Genomic DNA, 25,031 nt, shown 5'->3' with positions numbered 1-25,031 from the left:
CAGAGCAGGCCCGAAAACGGCTGCATTTAATCGGATGCCGATCAAAAACAGCCTCGAAATTCGCGTCTGTCGCGCTAAACTGCGCACCTTGGCCATTGAAGGCCGGACCGGTTGGGGGCGATAACGCCCTGAAACCCACGAATTCATTGAAAGAGTAATGATCATGACCCAAGTCAAACTGACTACAAACCATGGCGACATCGTCCTGGAACTGAACGCTGAAAAGGCACCGCTGACCGTTGCCAACTTCATCGAATACGTCAAAGCCGGTCACTACGAAAACACTGTTTTCCACCGCGTTATCGGCAACTTCATGATCCAGGGCGGCGGTTTCGAGCCAGGCATGAAAGAAAAGAAAGACAAGCGCCCAAGCATCCAGAACGAAGCCGACAACGGCCTGCCGAACGAGAAGTACACCGTCGCCATGGCCCGCACCATGGAGCCGCATTCGGCCTCCGCGCAGTTCTTCATCAACGTCGCTGACAACAGCTTCCTCAACCACAGCGCCAAGACCACTCAGGGCTGGGGCTACGCGGTATTCGCCAAAGTCGTTGCCGGCACCGACGTTGTCGACAAGATCAAAGGCGTTTCCACCACCATGAAATCCGGCCACCAGGACGTACCGGCAGACGACGTGATCATCGAGAAAGCCGAGATCATTGAGTGATACTGCTGATTTCAGATTTGCATCTGGAAGAGGAGCGCCCGGACATTACCCGGGCGTTTCTGGATTTACTCGCCGGGCGCGCCCGCTCGGCGAGTGCGTTGTACATCCTCGGCGACTTTTTCGAGGCGTGGATTGGCGACGATGCCATGACGCCCTTTCAGCGTTCCATCTGCCAGGCCCTGCGCGACCTCAGCGACAGCGGCACGGCGATCTTTCTGATGCACGGCAATCGCGACTTCATGCTCGGCCAGGCCTTCTGCAAACAGGCCGGCTGCACCCTGCTGAAGGACCCGAGTGTCGTGCAGTTCTACGGTGAGCCGGTGCTGTTGATGCACGGCGACAGCCTCTGCACCCGCGACGTGGCGTATATGAAGCTGCGTCGCTACCTGCGCAACCCGATCACCCTGTTCATCCTGCGCCATCTGCCCTTGGGCACCCGGCATAAACTGGCGCGCAAACTGCGCAGCGAAAGCCGCGCGCAGACGCGGATGAAGGCCAATGACATTGTCGATGTCACCCCCGAAGAAGTGCCCCGAGTGATGCAGGCCTATGGCGTGAAAACCCTGATCCATGGCCATACCCATCGTCCGGCGATCCACAAGTTGCAGAGTGGCGAGCAAGCGGCCCGGCGCATTGTGCTGGGGGATTGGGATCGTCAGGGCTGGGCGTTGCAGGTGGATGAGAGCGGGTATGCGTTGGCGCCGTTTGACTTCACCCCGCCGCCGCAACTCGCAGCCCCCGCGACCTGACTGCTGAACCAAAGAACCTGTGGGAGCGGGCTTGCCCGCGATAGCGCAATCACATTCGACATCGTCGTTGAATGATGCACCGTCATCGCGGGCAAGCCCGCTCCCACAGGGTTCTATGTGTGGCTTAATGACCGCTGGCCGCTGGCCCCGCCTTCGCCGCAAACGGCGGTTTCGCCAGCCAGACAATCACGATCAACCCCATGAACGCCCACCCCAGCAGCGTGAAGTAATCCACGGTGGAGAGCATGTACGCCTGACTGGTCAGCACATGATCGAGCTGCGCGTACGCCGGGTTGCTTGGCCCGCCCAAAGCATTCAGCGCCTCGCGGGTTGCTGGTTCGTAGGTGCTGATGCTTTCGCTCATGTACGCGTGATGCTGATCCGCCCGGCGAATCCAGATCCACGTGGTCAGCGACGCCGCAAAACTGCCGCCCAGGGTCCGCAGGAAAGTCGCGAGGCCGGCGCCGTCGGCGATCTGGCTCGGTGGCAGGTCCGACATCAGGATGCTCAAGGTCGGCATGAAGAACAGCGCCACGCCAATGCCCATGAACAGCTGCACCAGGGCGATGTGCTGGAAGTCCACTTCGCTGGTAAACCCGGCGCGCATGAAGCAGCTCAAGCCAATCGCCAGGAAGGCCAGACCGGCCAGCAACCGCAGGTCGAATTTATGCGCGTACTTGCCGACAAACGGCGACATCAACACCGGCAGAATCCCGATCGGCGCTACCGCCAACCCGGCCCATGTCGCGGTGTAGCCCATCTGGGTTTGCAGCCATTGCGGCAGGATCAGATTGATCCCGAAGAACCCGGCGTAACCCAGCACCAGCACAATCGTGCCGATGCGAAAGTTGCGATGAGCGAATAGCCGCAGATTGACCACCGGGTGCTTGTCGGTCATTTCCCAGATCACGAACACCGCCAGCGCAATCACCGAAATCGCCGCGCCGATGAGGATGAAGTTCGACTCGAACCAATCCAGGTCATTGCCCTTGTCGAGGATCACCTGCAATGCGCCGACACCAATGATCAGCGTGATCAGGCCGACGTAATCCATCGGCTGATAACTGGTCACCACCGGCCGCTTCTTCAATTGCGAACGCACCACCATCACCGCGAAAATCCCGATCGGCACGTTGATGAAGAAGATCCACGGCCAGCTATAGCTGTCGGTAATCCAGCCGCCGAGGATCGGCCCGGCAATCGGCGCCACCACCGTGACCATTGCCAGCAACGCCAGGGCCATGCCGCGCCTGGCGGGCGGATAAACCGCGATCAGCAGCGTCTGGGTCATCGGGTACAACGGCCCCGCGACCAGGCCTTGCAGGACCCGAAAGCCGATCAGTTCCGGCATCGAGGTGGAAATACCGCAGAGAAACGAGGCGATCACAAACAGAATGGTCGCCCACAGAAACAGTTTCACCTCACCGAAGCGCCGGCTGAGCCAACCGGTCAGCGGCAGCGCAATCGCATTGCTCACCGCAAACGAGGTAATCACCCAAGTGCCCTGCTCCGAACTCACGCCAAGGTTGCCGGAAATCGTCGGCAGCGCCACGTTGGCAATGGTGGTATCGAGCACTTGCATGAAAGTCGCCAGCGACAGGCCGATGGTACTGAGCAGCAGGCTGGGCGGGGTGAACGACGCGTTATTGCTCATCGCGAATCCTTTGAAACCTGAATGACGCCGGGCCTGTTACAGACGCAGCTGACCTTGTGTGGCGAGGGGATTTATCCCCGTTGGGTCGCGAAGCGGCCCCCAAAAGCTTTGCGACTGCTTCGCAGCCGAACGGGGATAAATCCCCTCGCCACACAGGATCGGTGTCAGCGCTGCACGGTTTTGCTGGCCGCAGCGCTGTTGTCGTGGATCAACTGCGCGATCATCGCGTCGGCCTCGGCCAATTGACGGTCGTAGACGGTGGTGCTGAACGAAGCCTTCTGCGGCGGCTGTTGCGCCAGCACCGGGCCGCTCTGGTCGTGCAGGTTCACATCGACCTGAGTCGACAGCCCCACGCGCAACGGATGTTTGGCCAGCTCTTCGGCGTTGATGTGAATCCGCACCGGCACCCGCTGCACGATCTTGATCCAGTTACCGGTGGCGTTCTGCGCCGGCAACAGGGCAAACGCGCTGCCGGTGCCGGCGCCGAGGCTGTCGATGGTGCCGCTGAACTTCACGTCGCTGCCGTACAAGTCGGCTTCGATGTCCACCGGCTGACCGATGCGCATGTCGCGCAGCTGGGTTTCCTTGAAGTTGGCGTCGATCCACAGTTGATCCAGCGGAATCACCGCCATCAGCGCGGTGCCTGGCTGGACCCGTTGGCCCAATTGTACGGAACGCTTGGCGACGTAGCCGGTGACCGGAGCAATCAAGGTGCTGCGCGAGTTGTTCAAGTAGGCCTGACGCAATTGCGCGGCCGCCGACATCACGTCCGGGTGCGAAGACACCACGGTGTCATCGACCAAAGCGCTGGTGGTTTTCAGTTGCTGCTTCGCGTTAGCCAGAGCGTTTTGCGCCGAGGTCAGGTCATCGCGAGCGTGCGACAGTTCTTCCTGGGAAATCGCCCCGCCTGCTGCGAGGCTTTTGCGCCGACTGAAATTGTCCTGAGCCTTTTGCACTTCGGCTTGCTGGGCATTGACCTGGGCTTTCATGCCGTCGACGTTGCTGTACAAGCCGCGCACCTGACGCACGGTGCGCGCCAGATTGGCCTGGGCACTTTGCAGACCGACTTCGGCGTCGTTCGGGTCGAAGTTGACCAGCACCTGACCTTCGTGAACCAGATCGCCATCGTCGGCGCCGATGCTGACCACGGTGCCGGTGACCAGCGGGGTGATTGCCACCACGTTGCCGTTCACGTAGGCGTCGTCGGTGCTTTCGGTCCAGCGTCCGTAAAGTTCGTGATAACCCCACACGGCGAGACCGGCGAGGATCACCACAATCGCCAGCACCACCAGCATGACTTTGCGTTTGCGCGGGTTGCTGGTGTCTGGACTGTTGTCAGGGGCTTGGGTGTTTTCTGCAGTGGCCATGACCATTACCTTGAATTAGTTGTGCTGCGTGGCTGGGGTTGCGTTGGCCGCGGTCAGGGTTTCGCCCTGAAAACCGCCGCCCAGCGCTTGCATCAGTTGGATCGACAGGTCGATCTGCTCGGCATTCAGGTTGGCCAGCTGACGCTGGGCCTGGAGCAATTGCTGCTCGATGCTGAGCACGTCCAGGTAGTTACCGATGCCGGAACCGTAACGCTGGACCACCGTGTCGTAGGAATTCTGGGCAATGTCGGTGGCGTGCTGCTGCGCGCCGATCTGCCGGCCGATATCGCGTAACTGGTTGATGGTGTCGCTGACATCACCGAGGGCTCGCACCAGGCTTCTGTTGTACTGCGCCACCGCGAGGTCGTAATCGGCGTCGCGGGCATCGAGGTCGGCGCGCAGGCGGCCGCCGTCGAAAATCGGCACCGAGATCGTCGGCGCGATATTGAAGAAACGACTGGCCGAACCGAACATCGCGTCACCCAGCAACGATTCGGCACCGGCCGCCGCGCTCAGGTTGAGGTTGGGATAGAACTGAGTCTTGCCGGCGTCGATGTCCTTGCTGGCTGCTTCGACGCGCCAGCGTGCAGCCACCAGATCGGGACGGCGACCGAGCAACTCGGCGGGCAGCACCGACGGCAAGGCGACAGCGCTGGCCTGGAGGATTTTCGGCCGGGCAATCTCGTTGCCGCGATCCGGGCCTTTCCCGAGCAACACCGCCAAGGCGATTTTCGCGCTTTGCAGGCGTTTTTCGGCGTCGATCAGGCTGGCTTCGGAGCTGGCCTCCAGACTTTCGGTTTGCTGGAACTGGTACTCGCTGTCGATTCCCGAACTCAGGCGACGCTGGCTCAGGTCGAGCATTTGCCGGGTACGTTTGAGGTCTTCGCTGGCAAGGTCATGGATGATGTGCGCCTGACCCAGATCGCTGTAAGCGCGGGCGACATCGGCGGCCAGCGTCAACTGCGCGGCCTGTTGATCGACTTCGGCTGCGCGGGCTTGGCCCAACGCCGCTTCCCAGGCGGCACGCTGACCGCCCCACAGATCGAAGTTGTAATTGAAAGTGGCGCTGATGTTGCGCACGGTCGAGTACGCATCGCCCTCGCCCCTCGGGTCTTGATCGCGGGCCAGGCGCGAACGGCTGACGCCGGCGCTGGCATCGAGGGTCGGCATGCGCGCGGCATCGGCGGCGTAGGCGGCGGCGCTGGCCTGATGGGCGCGGGCGTCGGCGATCTGCATGTCGGGGCTGTCGCGCAAGGCTTCGCGGATCAGGCCGTCGAGCTGCGGGTCGCCGAGGCTTTTCCACCAGTCGCTTTTGGGCCAGGCCGCGGGCGACAGGGTCACACCGCTGAGGGATTGCCCGGCCTTGAGCGTCTGCGCATCGAGGCTTTTGCCTTCGGTGGTCAGGCCGCTGTAGCTGGCGCAACCGGCCAGGGTCATGGCCGCCAGCAGCAGGCTGAGGCCGGCACGCAAGGTTCTACCGCTCATTTTTCACCTACCCGCAGCAGCGTGATCGAGTCACCGGCGGCTACCAATATTTTCTTCAGGATCTGTTCTAGGGTGTCCAGCTCTTGCGCGGTGATCGCGCCGGCCAGTTCGTTCATCGCATTAGCGCCGATCTCCGGCAAGCGGTCAGCCAACTGCTGGCCCTGCTCGGTTAACACAAGCTGCACCTGGCGACGGTCTGCGTCGCTGCGCTGACGGGCGAGGAAACCTTTCTGTTCCAGACGATCGAGCATGCGGGTCATCGAACCACTGTCGAGGGACAGGTGCCGGCACAGCTCGGCCGGAGTATCGACGCCGAACTGGGCCATGATGATCAGCACTTTGAACTGCGCGGCGGTAATGCCGTGGGGTTCCATGTGCGTGTCGATGATCCGGTCCTTGAGCAACGCCGCACGCCCGAGCAAGAGCCCGAGGTGGCAATTCTTGAAGCCGTCCGGAGTGAAATGTTTCATCTGTCCACCGATTAGCTGCCTAGGCAGAGAATATGTGACGAGATGTTACTGCCTAGGCAGCGAATGTCAACGTAATAGTTAGGTTGCTTTGTATTTAGCTGATAAGCGGGGTCGAGATTGCGGCGCGCACACCGACGTCATCGCGGGCAAGCCCGCTCCCACAGGTTTGGTGGTGTTCACAGAATTTGTGTACGACACGGACCCTGTGGGAGCGGGCTTGCCCGCGATTGCGGCGACTCGGTGTTTGGGAGCAACGGGTTTAGAAATCCCGCTTGTAAAAGATATCCAGCGAACTCGCCACGCCCCCCGCCGCTTCGAGGTAGACCTTCTTGCTCAGCTTGTAGCGCAAGGCAATGGTGTTGGCCGGTTCGAACACGCCGACGCCATAACGCAGGCTGAGTTTTTCCGTGATGTTGCCACTGGCAACCACGCTGGTGGCGTCGCCGCTGCCTTCGGTGTCGAGCTGGAAATCCTCAATGCCGAGGTCGTTGGCCAGTTTGCCGGTCACCCCGGAGCTGCCCATCAATCCCAACCCCAGTGCGGCCTGAGCCAGCATGTTGTTGTCTTCACCGGTGGTGCTCAGCGGACGCCCGAGCACCAGATAGGACAAGGCCTGTTCCTGGCTCATCGCCGGTTCGGAAAAGATCTTCGTGGTCGGCTGTTCGGCACTGCCGGTCAGGCGAATGCCGGCGATGACGTCGTCGGTCTGGCGAATCGCTTCAATGTCCAGATACGGCTGATCGAGCGGGCCGGCGAACAACAGGCGCGCGCGGCGCACCGTCAGCCGCTGGCCGTAGGCACGGTAGCGACCGTCGTTGAGCCAGAGCTCGCCGCGGGTGTCCATGTTGTCGCCGATGTGCACATTCCCTTGCAGGTTGGCGGTCAGGCCGAACCCGGCAAAGCTCAGTTTGTCCGCGCCGACCGCTACATCGATGTCCATTTTCATCGCCAGCGGCGGTTTGCCCTCTTCGGTCTGCTGGCCGATGATCACCGTGTCACCGGAGACCTTGACCGTCGACGGCGGCAATTCGCGCACGATGATTTCGCCCCTCGGCACCGCCACTTTCCCGGCGATGGCCAGCTCATCACCCTTCATTGAAATCTTCAGGTCCGGCGCCACTTCGAGCTTGGCATAGGGTTCGACCGAGACCGGCAACTGCGAGCCTTTGAGCGCCAGATCCACCACCAGCGCCTGGCCCCAGGCAATGTTGCCGCTCAGGCTGCCCTGCCCGGTCTTGCCGCTTTTCCAGCCGCCGTCCAATTGCACGGTTTCGCCGGCGATCACCGCTCGCAGTTGCAAGTCGCGCAACTCCATCGGCAGCTCAGGCCCGGAGACTTCGCCGTCGCTGAGCAGCAGATTGCCGTTGACCAACGGCGCCATCAGCCCACCGGACAGCGTGCCGCTGCCATTCAAGCGGCCGGTGAGTTTCTCGACCATCGGCACAAAGGGTCGCGCCACCGACAGGTCCAGGCCGCTCAAGCGAAAAGAGCCGCTCAGCGGTTTATTGGCCGGCAACGGGTTGATCTGCGCCTGCACATTCAATTCGCCGAGTTTGCCGCCGACGAAATTAAGGTCGGTGTCGATGCGCTTGGGCGTGAGTTTGCTGGTGAGTTTCAGGATCTGGTACGGGAAGTCCAGCCACTGGTCCTTCTCCTTCATGCGCAAGGTGCCGCCGCTGGCATCGACGCTGATCTGACCGTTCGGCCCGCTGGCCGGCAGGTCCAGTTGCAGGTCGGCGTTGAGCCGCCCGTTCCAGGCGAAATCCTTCGGCAACCACTGCGCCAGGCTGTCGATCGGGAATTGCTTGAGGTGATAACGCAGCTTCGGCTCCGGCATCAGGCGCTGGTCTTCACCGCACAGGCTGGCCGGGCCGGACAACCAGCAATGGGCGCCGAAGTTGATTTTACCGTCCGCCAGCCGTTCGAGTTTCGCCGGGCCTTGCAGCTTCCAGTCCTGACCACCGGCCTGGATAGCGCCGCTGGCCAGCCGCCCGCGCCAGTTGCCTTTATCCAGCGCGCCGTCAAAACCGAGCGCGAGTTTCAGCTTCGGCCCTTGCAGATCGAGGCTCAGTTTCTGCTTTTTGATATCGCCCTGGCCGCTGGCCGTCAGGGTGCCCAGCGACGTGTCGCCGGCCTGGATGCCGCTGCCCTTGAGATCGATTTTCGCCCGTTGCGCACTGTCGAGGGTGGCATCGAGGTTGAGGCTTTGCAGGCGATTGTCCTCGAACGCCAGTTGCGTGCCTTGCAACCCGAGTTTGCCTTGCGGCGCCTTGAGCGAACCAGCGACATCGACGCGGCCAGTGATCTGACCGCGCAATTGCGGCCAGAGCTGGGCCAGGCGCGGCAGTTTGATGTCGATCTGGCCGACGAGTTTCTGCTGCAGGCTGCCCTTGCCGGTGATGCTGTTGTCGCCCAGACGGATTTGCAACGCGTTGAGGTTCCACTGCTCGCCGGCGCCATCGGCCTTGGCTTGCAGCACCGCCGGCTGCCCGCGCAGTTTGCCTTTCAGGTCGAGGTCCGCGTTCAGGCTGAGTTTTTCATTTTTCAGCTCGCCTTTGCTGCGCAGCGGTCCGGCCAGTGTGCCGGGCAATTCCGCGACCCAGTACGCCGGGTTGATCGCCGACAGATCCAGCGCGGTGTCCCAAGCGATGCCATCGGCAAATTGCAGGTTCAGATGCCCTTGGGCTTTGCCTTGCCCGGCTTCGAGCTGGATTTGCTGCAGGTAGATTGTCGTCAGGTCACCGGCAAACGGGCTGGTCAGACTGAAGGCCCCGGCCGGGCCATCCAGTGCTGCCTTGAAATGGCCGAGGTATTTTCCATCGGTGTAGGAGACTTCACCGTTGAAACTGCGCAGGGCCACTTCCGGTTCATCGATCAGTGGGTAGAGCCGGTGCCAGGGGAAGTCCAGCCAATCGATCTTCGCCTGGGCGCTGAAGCCTTTGCTCCAGTCGAGGTTGCCGGTGAGCTTGAGGTTTTGTTTGTCGTTGGCGGTCAGGTCAAGCGCGGCAATCTGTGCGCCGCTGGCGTCGACTTTGCCCTGCAACACTAGCGCAACCGGGCCTTGTTCAGCGGGCAGCGTGGCGTGGCCGTTTAGCTGATAACCGTTTTTCAGGTCGCCATCGCCGGTCAGCTCCAGCTGATTGAGTTGCAGCGTGTCCGGCAAATCGGCGCTGGGCTTGAAACCGTCAGCGGTGATGCGCACCTTGGCCGGCAAGTTTTCCGCCAATGGCTGCAACTCGCCGGTCAGTTTACCGTTCAGGTATCCGCTGCTGTCGGCGTTGAGGTTCAGGGTTTTCAGCAGGTCGCCGTCGATCTTCAGCGCCAGCGTCCACGGCGCGGGGGCCGGGAGGGTCAGCTTGCCCTCGGCTTTCAGCGGCCAGTGACCGCTGGGTTGCAGCAGCCCAGAGAGGTTCAGGCTCAGGTCGTCGCGTTGCAAGTGCACGGAATCGATCTGCAAACCCTGTGCAGTCCAGTGCGCCGCCAGTTGCAGGCCCTTGAGTTCTTCGCTGCCGTTGAACAACAGACTGCCGACCTGCACGTCGCCCAGTTCGATTGCCAACGGCAAATTCAGGTCGGGCAGCGTAATCGGTCCGCCGCTGTCTTCCTCGGTGCCGGGTGGAAATTGCAGGCTGACCTGATCCGCTTTCAATTGCTCGATGCACAGGGTCATGCGCGTCAGGCACAACGGCGACCAAGCGAAAATCGCTTTGCTCAGTTCGACACGGCTGCTGTCTTGCTTCCAGACCAAATGGTCGGCGCTCCACTGCCCGCCCAGGCGGCCCTGAAAATTCTCGACGGTCAGGCCCGGCACGAAACCGAGCGCCCAGCGGCTGCCGGTCGCCGTGCCCAGCACTGTCGTCACCGCCACAACGATTAGCAACAGCAACGCCAACACCGCCAGCAGCGTTATTTTCAAACCACGCTTCACAGCTCAGGCCCCATGGAAAAGTGCAGTCGAATGCCGCCGTCGTCGTCCATCGCGTGGGCCAGGTCGAGGCGAATCGGCCCCACCGGCGACACCCAGCGCACGCCAATACCGACGCCGGTCTTGAGGTTCGGCAGTTCGAGTGTGTTGAAGGAATTGCCCTGGTCGATGAAGGTCGCTACGCGCCATTTCTCGGCGACGGAATACTGATACTCGACACTGCCGGCAATCATGTAGCGACCACCGATGCGGTCGCCGTCGGAGTTTTCCGGGGACAGGCTCTGGTAGTCGTAACCGCGCACGCTCTGATCACCACCGGCGAAGAAACGCAGGGACGGCGGCACCGATTTGTAGCCATTGGTGGCGCTGCCGCCCACTTGCACCCGGCCGAGGAAGCGGTGTTTGTCGAACACGGTGGTCAAGCCTTTCACCAGCGCCGTGCCGTACAGCAGGTTGGTGTCGGAGCCCAAACCTTCCTTGGCCACTTTGGTTTCAAATTGCAGGCGATAACCGTTGTGCGGATCGATGCGGTTGTCGCTTTTCAGGTAGGAGTAACTGACGCCGGGCATCAGCAACGTGCTGAGCCCGGAATCGTCGCCGAGGCGATATTCTTCCCGCTGCCATTTCAGCGACACCACCCGCTGCCAGCCGCTGGGCAACTTGCTGTGCCACTCGGGGCCGACGGTCAGCAGCTTGCTGAGGCTGTCGTCGTCGGCGATTTCTTCGCTTTGATAACCGCCGGCAAAGCGCAGTTTGTCGGTCAGCGGCGGGTCCAGCGGAATGTCGTAAAACAGCCCGACGTTCTGCCGGGGCGCCGAGATTTCGGTTTCCCAGCCATAGCTGTGACCCTGCGGGTTGACCCAGTGCCGGGTCCAGTTGGCCTTGACCCGTGGACCGACGTCGGTGGAGTAGCCCAGGCCAAGGCCCATGGTCCGGGGTTTGCGGGTTTCGAGTTTGACGTCCACCGGGATCACATCGTTTTTCGATGCCGTGGGTGCGGCGTCGACGCGCACGCCTTCGAAATAACCGCTCGATTGCAGGTTTTGATTCAGTTCGGCGATCAGTTCGGAGTCGTAGGGCGTGCCGGCCTTGAATGGCACCATGCGTTGCAGCAAGTCTTCGTCGAACGGCGTATCGCCTTCAAAACTGACTTTACCCATCGAATAGCGCGGGCCGCTGTCGTAGACCAGTTCAATGTCGGCGACACCCGCGCGCGGGTCGACCGCCAGTTTCTGGCGGCTGAAATGGCCGCTGAAATAACCGTAGCGTGAGGCCTGATTCTGGATCAGCCGCTTGGCATCTTCGTAGACGCCATGATTGAGCACCGCGCCGGTTTTCAGCGCGTTGCTCTTGGGCACACGAAAGGATTTGAGTGAAGCCGCGGGGCCGTCGACGCGCACAGTGACGTTGCGCAGGTGCACAGGCTCGCCGGGATCGATGTTCATAATGAGGCGCGGCTTGTTGCCGCCCTTTACGTCCGTGTCGATTTGCGGCTGGTAATAGCCCAGGGCCTGGGCGGCCTTGCGCGCCTGCTCTTCGGCGCCGCGACTGAAGCGCAGCAAGGCTTCTTCGTCACGATCGCCGAGGCTGCCGATATAGCCTTCTATATTGGCCTTCAGTTCGTCGTTGGACGGTTTGATCCGCACATCCAATTCACTTTGGGCCAGCGCCGCGCAGCTGGTGATCAGCATCAGCACGCCGCTGGTAATTCTTCCTGGAAACTTCATAGGCGCGGATGCTATCACGAGCGTGGGAGCGTGATAGAGCCTCGGTTTGCGCGAAAGTTCTACCCGATCAAGCCGACGCGGTTTGCAGCACTTGCGGATTGGCGTGGAAAAACACGTGCTCGCGAATCGGTCCTACGGCGACCTCGCCGATTTCTTCGTAGCCCTGACGCTTATAGAACTCCAGATAACGCGGATTACCGGTGTCGAGCACGACGCCCTCGGAGTGCTCATCGACAGCGCACCAGTTGTGCACCGCTTGCAGCAGTTGCTCGCCGAAATGCTTGCCCTGAAATTGCGGATGAATCCCCAGCAACGGCAGCAGGTGCACCGAGTCGGACGGCACGCACGCCATCACCGCATCATGGTATTCGAGGTAACGGCGGGTGCAGCGAAAACCGGTACTCAGCACCATGCGCAGGCGCCAGGCCCAGCTTTCAGTGATGCCCAGGCGTCTTTGTGGCGGCGCGATCAGCGCGATGCCGATCAAGCGGTCGTTGACCAACAGGCCAATGGCCGGCAGGTCCTGAAGAAAGTGTTGTTTGACCAGTTCGCGCACCGTGGCACGGACCCGCTGCTCATAACCCGGGCGTTCGGCTTCGAACAGATAACCGAAGGTCGGCTCGTGGCGGTAGGCCTGGTACAACAGCGAGCGAGCTTCGCGGGAATAGCCGCGGTCGAGCATGTGGATATCGGCGATGGCGGTGGATGTTTCGGGCATAGCGGTAGATCTCCCCGGCGCGGCTCGGGTGGCTGCGCTCTTATTGGTACGAACGGCTGGAGGGCTTCACAGTTCCCCAGACAGGTATAGACCAAAGTCAGGATCTTTAGCGACTGAACTGGCCAAATCGCGGGCAAGCCCGCTCCCACAGGTTTGGTGGTGTTCACAGATTTTGTGTACGACACGGACCCTGTGGGAGCGGGCTTGCCCGCGAAGAGTCCGGCACTACTAGTAGATATCTGTCAGAACACAGCAAATCCCCTCACCCACCCTAGCCCCAATCCCACAGGTCAGCTAGCATCGCCCTTTTGCCAGGACCTGCCGACCATGAAGATCGTCTCCTTCAACATCAACGGGCTGCGCGCTCGCCCCCATCAGCTGGCGGCGCTGATTGAAAAGCATCAACCCGACGTGATCGGCCTGCAGGAAACCAAAGTCCACGACGACCAGTTCCCGCTGGCCGAAGTCCAGGCGCTGGGTTATCACGTGTATTTTCATGGGCAAAAGGGTCATTACGGCGTCGCCCTGCTCTCGCGCCAGGAACCGCTGGCGTTGCACAAAGGTTTTGCCACCGATGAAGAAGACGCTCAGCGCCGCTTCATCTGGGGCACGTTCGCCGATGCCAATGGCGTGCCGGTGACCATCATGAACGGCTATTTCCCCCAGGGCGAAAGCCGCGACCACCCGACCAAATTCCCGGCCAAACAACGTTTCTACGGCGACCTGCAGCAACTGCTGGAGAGCCAGTTCAGCAACGACCAGCCGCTGGTGGTGATGGGTGACGTGAACATTTCCCCGGAAGACTGCGACATCGGTATCGGCCCGGACAACATGAAGCGCTGGCTGAAAACCGGCAAATGCAGCTTCCTGCCGGAAGAACGCGAGTGGATGGCGCGCTTGAAGAACTGGGGTCTGGTGGACAGCTTCCGGCACCTGAATCCGGACGTCGCCGACCGTTTCAGCTGGTTCGACTATCGTAGCCGCGGGTTTGAAGACGAGCCCAAGCGCGGGCTGCGGATTGACGTGATCATGGCCTCCCACGGGCTGTTGCCGCGAGTGAAGGATGCCGGCGTGGACTACGAACTGCGCGGGATGGAAAAACCCTCGGATCATGCGCCGATCTGGCTTGAGTTGAGCTAAGAGCAAAAGATCGCAGCCTGCGGCAGCTCCTACATCGAAAGTTGCCTCCCGTAGGAGCTGCCGCAGGCTGCGATCTTTTGATCTGTCATCTTTCGGAAACCTTACTGACTTAATCTCCCGGCACTTTCTTTTCCTACAAGGTGCCGGCATGACCCTGCGCGTTTTTCTCCTGTGGATGCTGTGCGCTGGGCTGCCCGTCACCGCATCGGCCGGTAACTTGCCCACACCCGAACAGGGCCCGGTGCTGCGTATCTAGGGGTCCAACACCATCGGCGCGGCATTGGGCCCGGCATTGGTCGAAGGCTTGATGCGCGAACAGGGCTTGCTCAAGGTGCACAGCGAAGCCCCGGACACTGCCAACGAACTGCGCGTGGTCGGCGAAACTGCTCAGGGTCGGCGGGTCGAGGTGGAAGTGGCGGCTCACGGTTCGAGCACCGGTTTCACCGCACTGAACACTGCGACGGCCGACCTTGCCGCGTCCTCGCGCCCGATCAAGGACAGTGAACTGGCGACCCTCCAGGCCCTCGGCGATCTGAAGAGCCCCGGCGCCGAACAGGTCATCGCGATTGATGGTCTGGCCATCATTGTCCATCCGGACAATCCGCTGACTGAACTCGACACCGAGCAACTGGCGCGCATTTTCAGTGGCGAAGCAAAGACCTGGGAAGAACTCGGCGGCAGCGGCGGAGCGATTCATCTGTATGCGCGGGATGACCAGTCAGGCACCTACGACACGTTCAAGGAAGTGGTCTTGAGCCGTCGTGGGAAAACTCTGAACAGCGCAGCAAAACGCTTCGAATCCAGCGAGCAATTGTCGGACGCGGTCAGCCGGGACCCACAAGGCATCGGCTTCATCGGCCTGCCCTACGTGCGTCAGGCCAAAGCCGTGGCAATCGTCGACGGGCATTCCCAGGCGATGTTGCCGCTTAACAGCCTGATTGCCACCGAAGATTATCCGTTGTCCCGGCGACTGTTCTTTTACCTGCCGCCCAACGGTAAAAATCCTTGGGCGCAAGCATTGGTGGCTTTCGCGCAAAGCAGCAAGGGCCAGGCGATTGTCGCGGCCAACGGGTTTGTCGCACAGACCGTGCAGGCCATGGCCGTCACGCCAAATGCGTTGATGCCCGAGGGTTACCAGGCGCTCAGCCGCCACGCCCAGCGCCTGACCGTGAATTTCCGCTTTGAAGAAGGCAGCGCGACGCTGGACAACAAGGCGCGACAGGATCTGACGCGGGTTCTGGATTACCTGCAGCACAACGAAAAAACTGATCGGCAGGTAACGCTGGTGGGATTTGGCGATGCCAAGAGCGACCCGGCGCGGGCCGATCTGCTGTCGAAACTGCGGGCGATGGCGGTGCGGCGGGAGCTGGTGAAAAGCGGCGTGGTATTGCGCGAGATCCGCGGCTTCGGCGCCGAGATGCCGGTAGCGGCCAACAGCGCGGATGAGGGACGGATCAAGAATAGGCGGGTTGAGGTTTGGGTGTATTGACACCTGCCTGATTCAAGCCGACCGAAGTTTGGTGACAGGGATTACCTGTGGCGAGGGGATTTATCCCCGTTCGGCTGCGAAGCAGTCGTCAATCCGGTGAACACGGTCTTCCTGAGAAAAATAGATGACTGAAATGGGGTGGCTGCGCCACCCAACGGGGATAAATCCCCTCGCCACAGGATTTATACGCCTCAGGATCTCCCCCATCAGCCGAGCAATTTCTCAAGCTGCGCCGTGGTATCCACCGCGCCCAGTGTCTTGGCCGCATCCAGCGCCGTCACGCCGTTGGCGTCCTTGGCCTTCGGATCTGCGCCTTTGCTGATCAGGTAATCGACAATTTCAACGCGGTTGAACATCGCCGCCATCATCAACGCCGTGCGGCCGTCGAACGATGCGCCCTCAACCAGCGCGCCTCCCTCTACCAACGCCTTGACCACCGCGATATCGCCCTTGAACGCCGCGCCGGCAATCGGGCTCTGGCCGTTGTCGTTGCGGATTTCCGGATCAGCCTTGTGCTCCAGCAGCACTTTCACCGTTTCCACATGGCCGTGGTAAGCGGCGAGCATCAGCAAGGTGTCGCCTTTGTGGTTGCGCAGGTTCGGCGGCAGGCCTTTGCTCAGCAGCGCAGCCATCATGGCCGCATCGCCCTCACGCGCCTTGTTGAACACCTGTTCGGCAAATTCGGCGGCTTCTTCCGGGGTCATCTGGCGGCTTTGGTCGGACATTGGAAACTCCACTGACAGTTATTCGCAAAAGCCGACAGTTTTCCCGAGCGGCCCCGACGCTGTCACTTCTTTTTTCTCAAGGACCGCCATAGCCACCGTCAATAGCGATACGTGCCACCGTGAATCTCGGTCAACAACTGCTCAGTGACCTGCACGTAGGTCTCGGTCCCCGGCAACCAGGCGTAGATCGGATCGTCCCCGGCTTTATCAGGGTCGAACGCTTCGTCCTTGAGCCGGGTCTTCTGGTATTTGAAGGTGCCGGTGGTTTCCATTTTCACTTTCACCCGCAAAAACAATGGCACCGCGTAAGCCGGCATGCGCTCGCGGGCGAAAGCCAGCAACTCGGTGAAATCCAGGGTCGCCAGGGATTCGGCCGGGGTGATCGCCGCCATTCCCGCCCGTCCGTTGGTGTTGCGCACTTCCACGCCATACGCCACGGCTTCGGAAATGTTCGGATGTTGCAGGAGGATGTTCTCGACTTCGGTGGTCGAGACGTTTTCGCCCTTCCAGCGGTAAGTGTCGCCGAGGCGATCAACGAATTGCGCGTGGCCAAAACCGATATTGCGCAGCAGATCACCGGTGTTGAAGTAACGATCGCCCTTCTCGAACACATCGTGAAGCACCACTTTTTCGGTCTTCTGCGGATCGGTATAACCGTCCAGCGGTGCCTTGTCGTCGATCTTCGCCAGCAGCAGGCCCTGCTCGCCCTTGGCCACTTTGCGCATGAAACCGTCGGGTTCGCGCGTCGGCGCGCCGCTGTCGTGGTCGTATGCCGCCAACTCCCATGACATCAGGGAAAAACCCACGGTGTTGTCGAAGTTGAGCACGTTGGTGAAACCGATGTTGCCGTCGCTCGCGGCGTACAGCTCACAGATGTGGTCCACGCCAAAACGCGTCTTGAATTCGCGCCAGGCGCCGGGGCGCAAGCCGTTGCCGATCATCTTCGTCACGCCATGCCGGCTGTCCTCGGCGCTGGGCGGTTGATCGACCAGGTAACGACATAATTCGCCGACGTAACCCAGGGTGGTCGCGCGGTAATGGCGCACGTCGCTCCAGAACTGACTGGCACTGAATTTGCGCCGGATGGCAAACCCCGAGGCGCCGCTGATGGCCGAGCCCCAGCACACGCACAACCCGGTGGCGTGATACAGCGGCAAGGTGCAATAGACGATGTCTTCGGGACGCATATCCAGCGCGATCAAACCGAAGCTCGCCGAGCTGCGCATCCAGCGACCGTGCTTGAACACACCGGCCTTGGGCAGCCCGGTGGTGCCCGAGGTGTAGATGTAGAAGCACGGGTCGTCGAGAAACACCTGCTGACTGCTGAGCGGGTTGTCACTGGCGCTGTCGAGGCAAGCGGTCATCAGGTTGAGGAAGCCGTCGGGCGCAATGCCCGGATGGTTATACGTGTCTTGATCAGCCACAAACCAGGTGCGTGCTGCGTCGATCGACACCCGTTCGCGCACCGCCGAAAACGCCGGGACCAGCTCTTCACCAACTATGATCGCGGCGGGCGCCACCAGGTTCAGGCTGTGGGCCAGGGTGTCGCGGGTTTGCGAGGTATTGAGCAAGGCGCTGATCGCGCCGACCTTGGCCACTGCCAGGATCGTCACCAGCAGCTCTGGACGGTTATCGATGAAAACCGCCACCACGTCGCCCTTGCCGATACCTTGAGCGATCAGGTGATGGGCCATGCGATTGGCCCACTGGTTGACCTCCGAGTACGTCAAGGACACCGAGCCCTGCAGCAGGGCCGGGCCATCGGGATTGCGCAGCGTCGCTTGCTCGAAACTCCAGCCCAGGCCACACGGTTGGGTCGGGTCCTTGACGTTGGCGGCCTTCATGCCCTTCACCACCCGGGGGATGGCTTTGGCAATCGAAGGCAGCTTGCGGAGCATCATGCCCCAGGTAATCGTGTCGTTCGGCGTGCGGCTCATGGGTGCTCCCGTGCGATTTTTTTATTGTCGGGCGACGGTGATTGAGCCTGAAAATACGTGAACGCTTCTGACGCTGTACACGCGGTTTTTGAAATGATTTGTATCCGCGGCCCGGGGCTGCGAAACCGCGAACCCTGAGCGATTGATTCGTTCACTGCAATTATCGCCAACCTCGCAAAATGCAGGATGCACGATGGCCATTCATGCAGATTGCACGAAAGCAAAAAAGCTAAAGAAAATTAACTAATTGATTTATAACGAATTTAAATTAATCAGGTGCTGGCACAATCACTGCAACTACCTCTGCATGCTTGCCATTCAAGAGCTTACGGAGCTGATAAACATGAGCCTGATCCAAGAAAAATTTACCTCCCTGTTCTCGAACTTCGACGTCACCACCCAACCGCGTCCGGATGGTGGCATCCTGCTTACGCTGCGCAGTAATGAAGGCCGGGTGTTCAAACGCTCGATCTCTTACCAGCAACTGCACGCCGGCGATCAGCTGTCGTGGGTAATCAGCGCGATTCGCCGTGACCTGGCCGAACAGGCCAGCGAACTCCCGCAGATTTCCATGCTGCAAAGCCAGCAGCGGTTTGCCTTGCCGACTTATCATTCGGCGTAAACCGTTTTAACGCTGTAAACAAACAGGCCGTGAGCGCTTCCGCTTCACGGCCTGAGTTGTTTCTGAAACGACAACATTCCCCTGTGGGAGCGAGCTTGTGGTGAGGGGATTTATCCCCGTTGGGTCGCGAAGCGGCCCCCTGACCTGTAAGCCTCGGTCAACGGTTTACGACTGCTTCGCAGCCGAACGGGGATAAATCCCCTCACCACAGGCTCGCTCCCACAGGGGGGATGTGTATTTACGTTTAGAACGTGGACGGGTTGATTCGCGCGAAGCTGTCGACGGTCACATGCCCCGCCAGTTCACCGCCCTCTCGCGCCAAGCCGCACGTTGCCATCCCGGCGGTACGCGCCGCGTCCAGCTCTTCGACGATGTCCGACAAAAACACAATCTGCCCCGCCTCCACGCCAATCGATTGGGCGATGCGCTGGTAAGACTGCGCTTCGCGCTTGGGCCCCGACGTGGTGTCGAAATAGCCGTTGAACAGTGGCGACAAATCCCCCGCCTCCGAGCAGCCGAAGATCAGTTTCTGCGCCTGGATCGAACCCGACGAGTAAACAAACAGTTGATAGCCCTCCTGACGCCAGCGCTTCAGCGCTTCAACGGCATCTGGATAAACATGGCCTTTCAACTGCCCGGCCTGATAGCCCTGCGCCCAGACCATGCCTTGCAACGCTTTGAGCGGCGTGGCTTTACGGTCTTCGGCAATCCAGCCCAGGAGGATTTCGACCACCCGCTCGACGTCGACGCCCGGTTCATTGGCGTCCCGGCGCACGGCGTCCAGTTGCTCGGCCACATCGGCGCGCGCGGCGTGCTGGCGAACGAAGTCCGGAAGGTGTTTGGCGGCATACGGAAACAGCACGTCGAAGACAAAACTCACCGCGCTGGTGGTGCCTTCGATGTCGGTGAGAATCGCTTTGATCGGCATCGTCTCAGTCCTCTAAACGCGGGAAGCGGCTGGCGATGTCTTCGCCGGTAAAATTGGCCACCCAGCCTTCCGGGTTGTTGAACAGGCGAATCGCAACGAAATGCGGATGCTCGCCCATGTCGAACCAGTGCGGCGTACCGGCCGGCACCGAGATCAGGTCGTTTTTCTCGCACAGCACGGCGTAGACGTAATCGTCGATGTGCAGGGTGAACAAGCCACGACCGGCGACGAAAAACCGGACTTCGTCTTCGCCGTGACGGTGTTCGTCGAGGAACTTGGCACGCAACTCGGCTTTTTGCGGGTGATCGCTGTTCAGGCTGATCACATCGACGGTGATGTAACCGCGTTCGGTCATCAACCTGTCGATCTGTTCCTGGTAGGCCGCAATCACTTCTTCCTGGCTGGCGCCCGGCTGGATTTTCGCCGCCGCTTGCCAGCGGTCGAAGCGCACGCCCTGCTCGGCCAGGGTCGAGGCGATGTCTTCGAAATGGGTCAGCACCTTGTTCGGAATGTCAGGGCTTGAGACGTGGTAGACAGACAGGCTGCTCATCAGGGCAACTCCTTAACGATGTAGGATCGAGCGCATCTTCAATTCGCACTCGAACAAAAATTCAAAGGCCTCGATCTGCCGCAGCGCATCGCTCATGCGGGCGCCCCAGGTGTAGAGGCCGTGGCCGCGGATCAAATAGCCGACGCAATCAGGATGCGCTTGCAGCCAAGGCTGCACCTTGGCGGCGAGGCGCGCAATGTCCTGATCGTTGTCGAAAATCGGCACGCGCACCCGAGATTCGTGGGTCGAAACACCGCTGAAGGCTTTTTGCAGTTCGTAGTCTTCAAATTCGATAAAGTCTTCTGGCGTCAGGCGCGACAGCACCGTGGCGTTCACCGAATGGGTGTGCAACACCGCGCCGATTTCCGGGCGCCAGCTGTAGAGCTGGGTGTGCAACAGGGTTTCGGCGGAAGGTTTCTTGCCCGGTTCCAGGCTGTTGCCTGACAAGTCGGTAGCCAGCACATCGTCGAGGCCCAACTGGCCTTTGTGCTTGCCGGACACTGTCAGCAAGGCCTCGGTCGGCGACAGACGGGTCGAATAATTGCTGCTGGTGGCCGGCGACCAGCCGCGGCCATAGAGAAAACGCCCGGCGTCGATGATTTCCTGGGCGAGGTGTTCACGGGTAAGGCTCATGGCCGGTCCTCTTGCATACGTGTGGCAATGATAACGGCAGCGGCGAAGGCTGCCAGACTGGCAATACTAAAGGTGAACGTGGCGCCGAGGGCGTTCCAGCTATAGCCGGAATACAACGCGCCGAGTGCGCCGCCGGTGCCCGCCATCGCGGCGTACAACGCCTGGCCCTGCCCTTGCTGGCGTGCGCCGAAACTACGTTGCACGAACTGGATGGCAGCCGCGTGAAAACTGCCGAATGTTGCCGCGTGCAGCACTTGGGCAAACAGCAGCACCCAGACAAATTCGGCGAACGAACCCAGCAACAACCAGCGCAGCGCCGCCAGCAAAAAACTCGCCAGCAGCACCCGGCGCACGGAAAAGCGCGCAAGGATCTTGCTCATCGCCAAAAACATCAGGACTTCGGCCACCACGCCAAGCGCCCATAGCAGACCGATCAACCCACGGCTGTAACCCAGTCGTTCAAGGTGCAAGGTCAGAAAGGTGTAATACGGACCGTGACTCACCTGCATCAACGCCACGCAACCGTAGAACGCCAACACGCCGGGGCTGCGCAACTGCTTGAGAAAACCGTCGCCGGCCAGACGTTCGCCCTGCACCGGTTGGGCATTCGGCACCCACAGGCTGCTGACGACTATTCCGGCCATGATCAGCAACAGCGCCACCGGGTAGATGTCGAGGCTGAGCCATTCGAACAAACGCCCGAGCGCGACCACGGTGATGATGAAACCGATGGAACCCCACAGACGAATCTGGCTGTAGCGCTGGGTCTGGCCCTTCAAGTGCGCGAGGGTGATGACTTCAAACTGCGGCAACACCGCGTGCCAGAAAAACGCGTGCAAGGCCATGACCATCGCCAGCCAGGCGTAGCTTTGGCTGACGAAGATCAGCGAAAACGTCAGCAGCGTGCAGACAGCGCCGAAGCGCACGATGGCCAGGCGCTGACCGGTGTAATCACCGAGCCAGCCCCAGATGTTCGGCGCCACACAACGCATCAGCATCGGGATCGCCACCAGTTCGCCAATGCGCGCCGCGGAAAATCCCAGGTGATCGAAGTACAGCGCCAGAAACGGCGCTGTCGAACCGAGCAAGGCGAAATAAAACAGGTAGAAACTGGAGAGCCGCCAGTACGGAATCGCCGCCACAGTCATCAGACCGCAGCGACCGAGAGTTCAGCCATTAAAGCTGACCCAGCACCGGCGTGCTCACACGCACGTCGGCGTTCTGCCCACGGTGACGCAGCAGGTGATCCATCAATACGATAGCCATCATCGCCTCGGCAATCGGTGTGGCGCGGATGCCGACGCACGGGTCGTGGCGACCCTTGGTGACCACCTCCACGGGATTGCCGTGGAGGTCGATGGAACGGCCCGGCGTGGTGATGCTGGACGTCGGCTTCAACGCGAGGTGCGCGACAATCGGCTGGCCCGACGAGATGCCGCCAAGAATGCCGCCGGCGTTGTTGCTGAGGAAGCCTTCCGGGGTCATCTCGTCGCGGTGCTCGGTGCCGCGCTGGGCGACGCTGGCGAAACCGGCGCCAATTTCCACGCCCTTGACCGCGTTGATGCTCATCAGCGCATGAGCGAGTTCCGCATCGAGGCGGTCGAAGATCGGCTCGCCGAGGCCGGGCATCACGCCTTCAGCAACAACGGTGATCTTCGCGCCGACCGAATCCTGGTCGCGGCGCAGCTGATCCATATAGGCTTCCAGCTCCGGCACTTTGTCCGGGTCAGGGCTGAAGAAGGCGTTGTCTTCCACCGAATCCCAGGTTTTGAACGGGATTTCGATGGGGCCGAGCTGGCTCATGTAACCGCGAATGACAATGCCCTGGGTCGCCAGGTATTTTTTCGCAATCGCCCCGGCCGCCACGCGCATGGCGGTTTCCCGCGCCGAGCTGCGACCGCCGCCGCGGTAATCGCGCTCGCCGTATTTGTGGTGGTAGGTGTAGTCGGCGTGGGCCGGGCGGAACAAGTCCTTGATCGCCGAGTAGTCCTTGGACTTCTGGTCGGTGTTGCGGATCAACAGGCCGATGGAGCAGCCGGTGGTGCGCCCCTCGAACACGCCGGAGAGGATTTCGACTTCGTCGGCTTCCTGGCGTTGCGTGGTGTGGCGGCTGGTGCCGGGTTTGCGGCGATCGAGGTCGCGCTGCAAATCTTCCAGGGAAATCTCCAGCCCCGGCGGGCAGCCGTCGACAATGGCGACCAACGCCGGACCATGGCTCTCGCCCGCGGTGGTGACAGTGAACAGCTTGCCGTAGGTATTGCCGGACATGCAGGACGCTCCGTGAAATGAACCTGAATACGTAATGCGCGCCAGTATACGCAGGCTACCCAAGTAGTTCATCCTCGAACCTTATGGGTGCCCGCGAGTCCAACCGGCACCTTTGCGAATGATGGCGTGATGATGCTGCGAGTTTTAGCCTTGAGTCTTACTTTGTTTACCGGTTTTGTGCAGGCCACCGTCCTGCAACGCCCGATCACACTGGATACCGGCACCGGGGAGCTTTTCGGCTCGCTGTTGCTGCCCAAATCCGACACTCCGGTGCCGGTGGTCCTGATCATTTCCGGCTCCGGTCCTACCGATCGTGACGGCAACAACCCCGACGGCGGCCGCAACGACAGCCTCAAGCGCCTGGCCTGGGTCCTGGCCAAACACAACATCGCCAGCGTGCGCTACGACAAGCGCGGCGTGGCGGCGAGCCTGGCGGCGACCCCGGACGAACGCAATCTGTCAGTGGAAGCCTACGTGGCTGACGCCGAAGCCTGGGGGCGCAAGCTCAACACCGATCCGCGTTTCGGCAAATTGATTCTGCTGGGGCACAGCGAAGGCGCGTTGATCGCCAGCCTCGCGGCGCCGAGCGTCGATGCGGCGGCGGTGATTTCCATGTCCGGCAGCGCCCGGCCTATCGATCAGGTGCTGCGCCAACAATTGAGCAACCGCCTGCCGCCCCCGCTGTTGCTGCGCAGTAATGAATTGCTCGACACTCTCAAGGCCGGTCGCACCGACGACAACGTGCCGCCGCAACTTCAGGTGATTTTTCGCCCGAGCGTGCAGCCGTACCTGATTTCGCTGTTCCGCCAGGACCCGGCGGCAGCCTTCGCCAAATTGCACATGCCGGCGCTGATCATCCAGGGCAGCAACGACATTCAGGTGGGTGTCGATGACGCCAGGCTGCTCAAGGCTGCCAAACCCGATGCCGAACTGGCCTTGATCGACGGTATGAACCACGTCATGCGCATCGTGCCCAACGACGTCAAACGGCAATTGGCCTCCTATAAAGATCCGCAACTGCCCCTGGCGGCCGAGCTCGGATCGCGAATTCTGCGGTTTATTGACGGACTTCGCTCCAGTTAAGCGCTGTTTGGCCGATAAGCCTTTGTCGCCAGCGCCAAGACTGGCGGCAAGCAGAGCCTGACAGGACCGCGCCGTTATGATTGATACCCCGACTTCACCCGACACCACCGCTGAACAAGACGCACCGCCAGTGGTCGAGCTGCCGTGGGCGGACGTCCACGTCGAGCATCACAAGATGCTCCGTCTGGCGCCGTTGCAGACCGACCGCAACACTGGTGCGCGGCCACTGCGCTTTGTCGAATTCGGTTATGCCGAACGTAACGACAAGCAGCGCAGTCTGATGCGCATGAGCCTTTCACTGCCGGGCCAGCGGGTGCGCAAGGAACAGAATCACCTGGACGTGTGGGTCGATCACATCACCAAACGCGTGCGTTTCGGACCTGACAGCGGTTTACAGATCGAGCCGATGAACCGGGGTATCGGGCGGTATATGGCGGCTCAGGGCATTGGCTGGGCGAAAAAACGCTGGCCGGGTTACACCGTCGACGGCACCGACCTGAACAACAAGGATGCGCTGAACGAAAGCACGCGCCTGCGCCGCGATCACTTTCTGAAGGCGCATGGTTTTGAAGTGGCATACGCCGACGCCCAGCATCTCAAGGGCAGCGTCAAGGCGGTCACGGTCGGCGACCTGTTGGCGGAATGGAACACCGAGAAATTGCAACAGGTGGAAATTCTCGAGGCCGCGCAAATGCTGCAGCAGGCTGAGCAGAATCTGGCCGAGCAGGAAGTGAAGCTGAAGAAGCACGAAGAAAAGGTCAGCAAGTACAAGCGTGAAGACGCCGGCTTACGCTTCACCATCACCTGCCTGGTGGCGTTTTCGGTGTTTCAGGCGGGGTTATTGATCTGGATTGCCACGCACCGGTAGATCAAAAGATCGCAGGCTTCGCCAGC

At 61.0% G+C, this 25,031-nt stretch carries 20 protein-coding genes and 1 pseudogene; 7 read left to right on the top strand and 14 right to left on the bottom strand.

The window, feature by feature from the left end:
* The first annotated feature begins 163 nt into the window (after positions 1-163).
* On the top strand, positions 164-667 hold the full coding sequence (locus F8N62_RS30340; RefSeq protein ID WP_150714074.1) for a peptidylprolyl isomerase: 504 nt from the start codon (positions 164-166) through the stop codon (positions 665-667).
* Positions 664-1,416, top strand: a complete 753-nt coding sequence (lpxH, locus tag F8N62_RS30335; protein WP_150714073.1) for a UDP-2,3-diacylglucosamine diphosphatase — start codon at positions 664-666, stop codon at positions 1,414-1,416. Before F8N62_RS30340 ends, lpxH begins: the two co-directional genes overlap by 4 nt.
* A 124-nt stretch (positions 1,417-1,540) precedes the next feature.
* Here lpxH and F8N62_RS30325 read toward each other — a convergent pair whose 3' ends face one another.
* From F8N62_RS30325 to F8N62_RS30295, 7 genes are all read right to left on the bottom strand, one after another.
* A complete protein-coding gene (locus tag F8N62_RS30325) occupies positions 1,541-3,070 on the bottom strand; it encodes a DHA2 family efflux MFS transporter permease subunit (RefSeq protein ID WP_150714072.1) in 1,530 nt (509 codons plus the stop codon).
* 164 nt (positions 3,071-3,234) lie between these two features.
* The gene (locus F8N62_RS30320) at positions 3,235-4,437 is read right to left on the bottom strand and encodes an efflux RND transporter periplasmic adaptor subunit (RefSeq protein WP_150714071.1); all 1,203 of its coding nucleotides are present in this window, start codon (positions 4,435-4,437) and stop codon (positions 3,235-3,237) included.
* A gap of 15 nt (positions 4,438-4,452) precedes the next feature.
* On the bottom strand, positions 4,453-5,922 hold the full coding sequence (locus tag F8N62_RS30315) for an efflux transporter outer membrane subunit (protein WP_150714070.1): 1,470 nt from the start codon (positions 5,920-5,922) through the stop codon (positions 4,453-4,455).
* Positions 5,919-6,392 (bottom strand): MarR family winged helix-turn-helix transcriptional regulator, encoded by a 474-nt coding sequence (locus F8N62_RS30310; protein WP_150714069.1) that lies wholly within the window; start codon positions 6,390-6,392, stop codon positions 5,919-5,921. Before F8N62_RS30310 ends, F8N62_RS30315 begins: the two co-directional genes overlap by 4 nt.
* 259 nt (positions 6,393-6,651) lie before the next feature.
* Entirely contained in the window at positions 6,652-10,320 is a 3,669-nt protein-coding gene (locus F8N62_RS30305; RefSeq protein WP_150714068.1) for a translocation/assembly module TamB domain-containing protein, read from the bottom strand.
* Entirely contained in the window at positions 10,317-12,044 is a 1,728-nt protein-coding gene (locus F8N62_RS30300) for an autotransporter assembly complex protein TamA (protein WP_150714067.1), read from the bottom strand. Before F8N62_RS30300 ends, F8N62_RS30305 begins: the two co-directional genes overlap by 4 nt.
* Before the next feature lie 67 nt (positions 12,045-12,111).
* Positions 12,112-12,762: a GNAT family N-acetyltransferase gene (locus tag F8N62_RS30295; protein ID WP_150714066.1), complete on the bottom strand. Its 651-nt coding sequence runs from the start codon at positions 12,760-12,762 to the stop codon at positions 12,112-12,114.
* Positions 12,763-13,089: 327 nt separating this feature from the next.
* Here F8N62_RS30295 and xthA point away from each other — a divergent pair, with 327 nt between their 5' ends.
* Both xthA and F8N62_RS30285 read left to right on the top strand, forming a co-directional pair.
* Positions 13,090-13,902 carry an exodeoxyribonuclease III gene (xthA, locus tag F8N62_RS30290; RefSeq protein ID WP_150714065.1) on the top strand — a complete coding sequence of 271 codons (813 nt, stop codon included), beginning with the start codon at positions 13,090-13,092 and terminating at the stop codon, positions 13,900-13,902.
* 148 nt (positions 13,903-14,050) lie between these two features.
* Positions 14,051-15,391 (top strand): annotated as a pseudogene (locus F8N62_RS30285) (substrate-binding domain-containing protein).
* Between the two features lie 206 nt (positions 15,392-15,597).
* On the opposite strand, the gene F8N62_RS30280 reads toward F8N62_RS30285, so the two are convergent.
* On the bottom strand, positions 15,598-16,116 hold the full coding sequence (locus F8N62_RS30280) for an ankyrin repeat domain-containing protein (RefSeq protein WP_150714064.1): 519 nt from the start codon (positions 16,114-16,116) through the stop codon (positions 15,598-15,600).
* Positions 16,117-16,214: 98 nt separating this feature from the next.
* Entirely contained in the window at positions 16,215-18,053 is a 1,839-nt protein-coding gene (locus F8N62_RS30275; protein WP_150714063.1) for a long-chain-acyl-CoA synthetase, read from the bottom strand.
* Between the two features lie 343 nt (positions 18,054-18,396).
* On the opposite strand from F8N62_RS30275, the gene F8N62_RS30270 reads away from it, so the two are divergent.
* Positions 18,397-18,675 (top strand): DUF3509 domain-containing protein, encoded by a 279-nt coding sequence (locus tag F8N62_RS30270; protein WP_150714062.1) that lies wholly within the window; start codon positions 18,397-18,399, stop codon positions 18,673-18,675.
* 244 nt (positions 18,676-18,919) lie between these two features.
* On the opposite strand, the gene mtnC is transcribed toward F8N62_RS30270, so the two are convergent.
* Genes mtnC through aroC form a run of 5 tightly spaced genes read right to left on the bottom strand, consistent with a single transcriptional unit; the run spans position 18,920 to position 23,054 of the window.
* Positions 18,920-19,603, bottom strand: coding sequence for an acireductone synthase (mtnC, locus tag F8N62_RS30265; protein ID WP_150714061.1), 684 nt, complete (start codon positions 19,601-19,603; stop codon positions 18,920-18,922).
* A 4-nt stretch (positions 19,604-19,607) separates the two neighbouring features.
* Positions 19,608-20,153, bottom strand: coding sequence for a 1,2-dihydroxy-3-keto-5-methylthiopentene dioxygenase (locus tag F8N62_RS30260; protein WP_150631100.1), 546 nt, complete (start codon positions 20,151-20,153; stop codon positions 19,608-19,610).
* A gap of 12 nt (positions 20,154-20,165) precedes the next feature.
* On the bottom strand, positions 20,166-20,786 hold the full coding sequence (locus F8N62_RS30255; protein ID WP_150714060.1) for a methylthioribulose 1-phosphate dehydratase: 621 nt from the start codon (positions 20,784-20,786) through the stop codon (positions 20,166-20,168).
* Positions 20,783-21,934, bottom strand: coding sequence for an MFS transporter (locus F8N62_RS30250; RefSeq protein WP_191632473.1), 1,152 nt, complete (start codon positions 21,932-21,934; stop codon positions 20,783-20,785). Before F8N62_RS30250 ends, F8N62_RS30255 begins: the two co-directional genes overlap by 4 nt.
* Before the next feature lie 28 nt (positions 21,935-21,962).
* The gene (aroC, locus tag F8N62_RS30245) at positions 21,963-23,054 is read right to left on the bottom strand and encodes a chorismate synthase (RefSeq protein ID WP_150714059.1); all 1,092 of its coding nucleotides are present in this window, start codon (positions 23,052-23,054) and stop codon (positions 21,963-21,965) included.
* A 129-nt stretch (positions 23,055-23,183) separates the two neighbouring features.
* Here aroC and F8N62_RS30240 point away from each other — a divergent pair, with 129 nt between their 5' ends.
* A complete protein-coding gene (locus F8N62_RS30240; protein ID WP_150714058.1) occupies positions 23,184-24,137 on the top strand; it encodes an alpha/beta hydrolase in 954 nt (317 codons plus the stop codon).
* Positions 24,138-24,213: 76 nt separating this feature from the next.
* Complete coding sequence (locus F8N62_RS30235; protein ID WP_150712747.1) at positions 24,214-25,005, top strand: hypothetical protein; 792 nt, start codon at positions 24,214-24,216, stop codon at positions 25,003-25,005.
* The last annotated feature ends 26 nt before the right edge of the window (positions 25,006-25,031 follow it).

It is taken from the genome of Pseudomonas fluorescens, assembly GCF_902497785.1.
Lineage (GTDB): Bacteria > Pseudomonadota > Gammaproteobacteria > Pseudomonadales > Pseudomonadaceae > Aquipseudomonas > Aquipseudomonas fluorescens_BO.
Note: the sequence above shows the minus strand (reverse complement) of the source record. Positions and strands in the feature narration are given on the sequence as shown.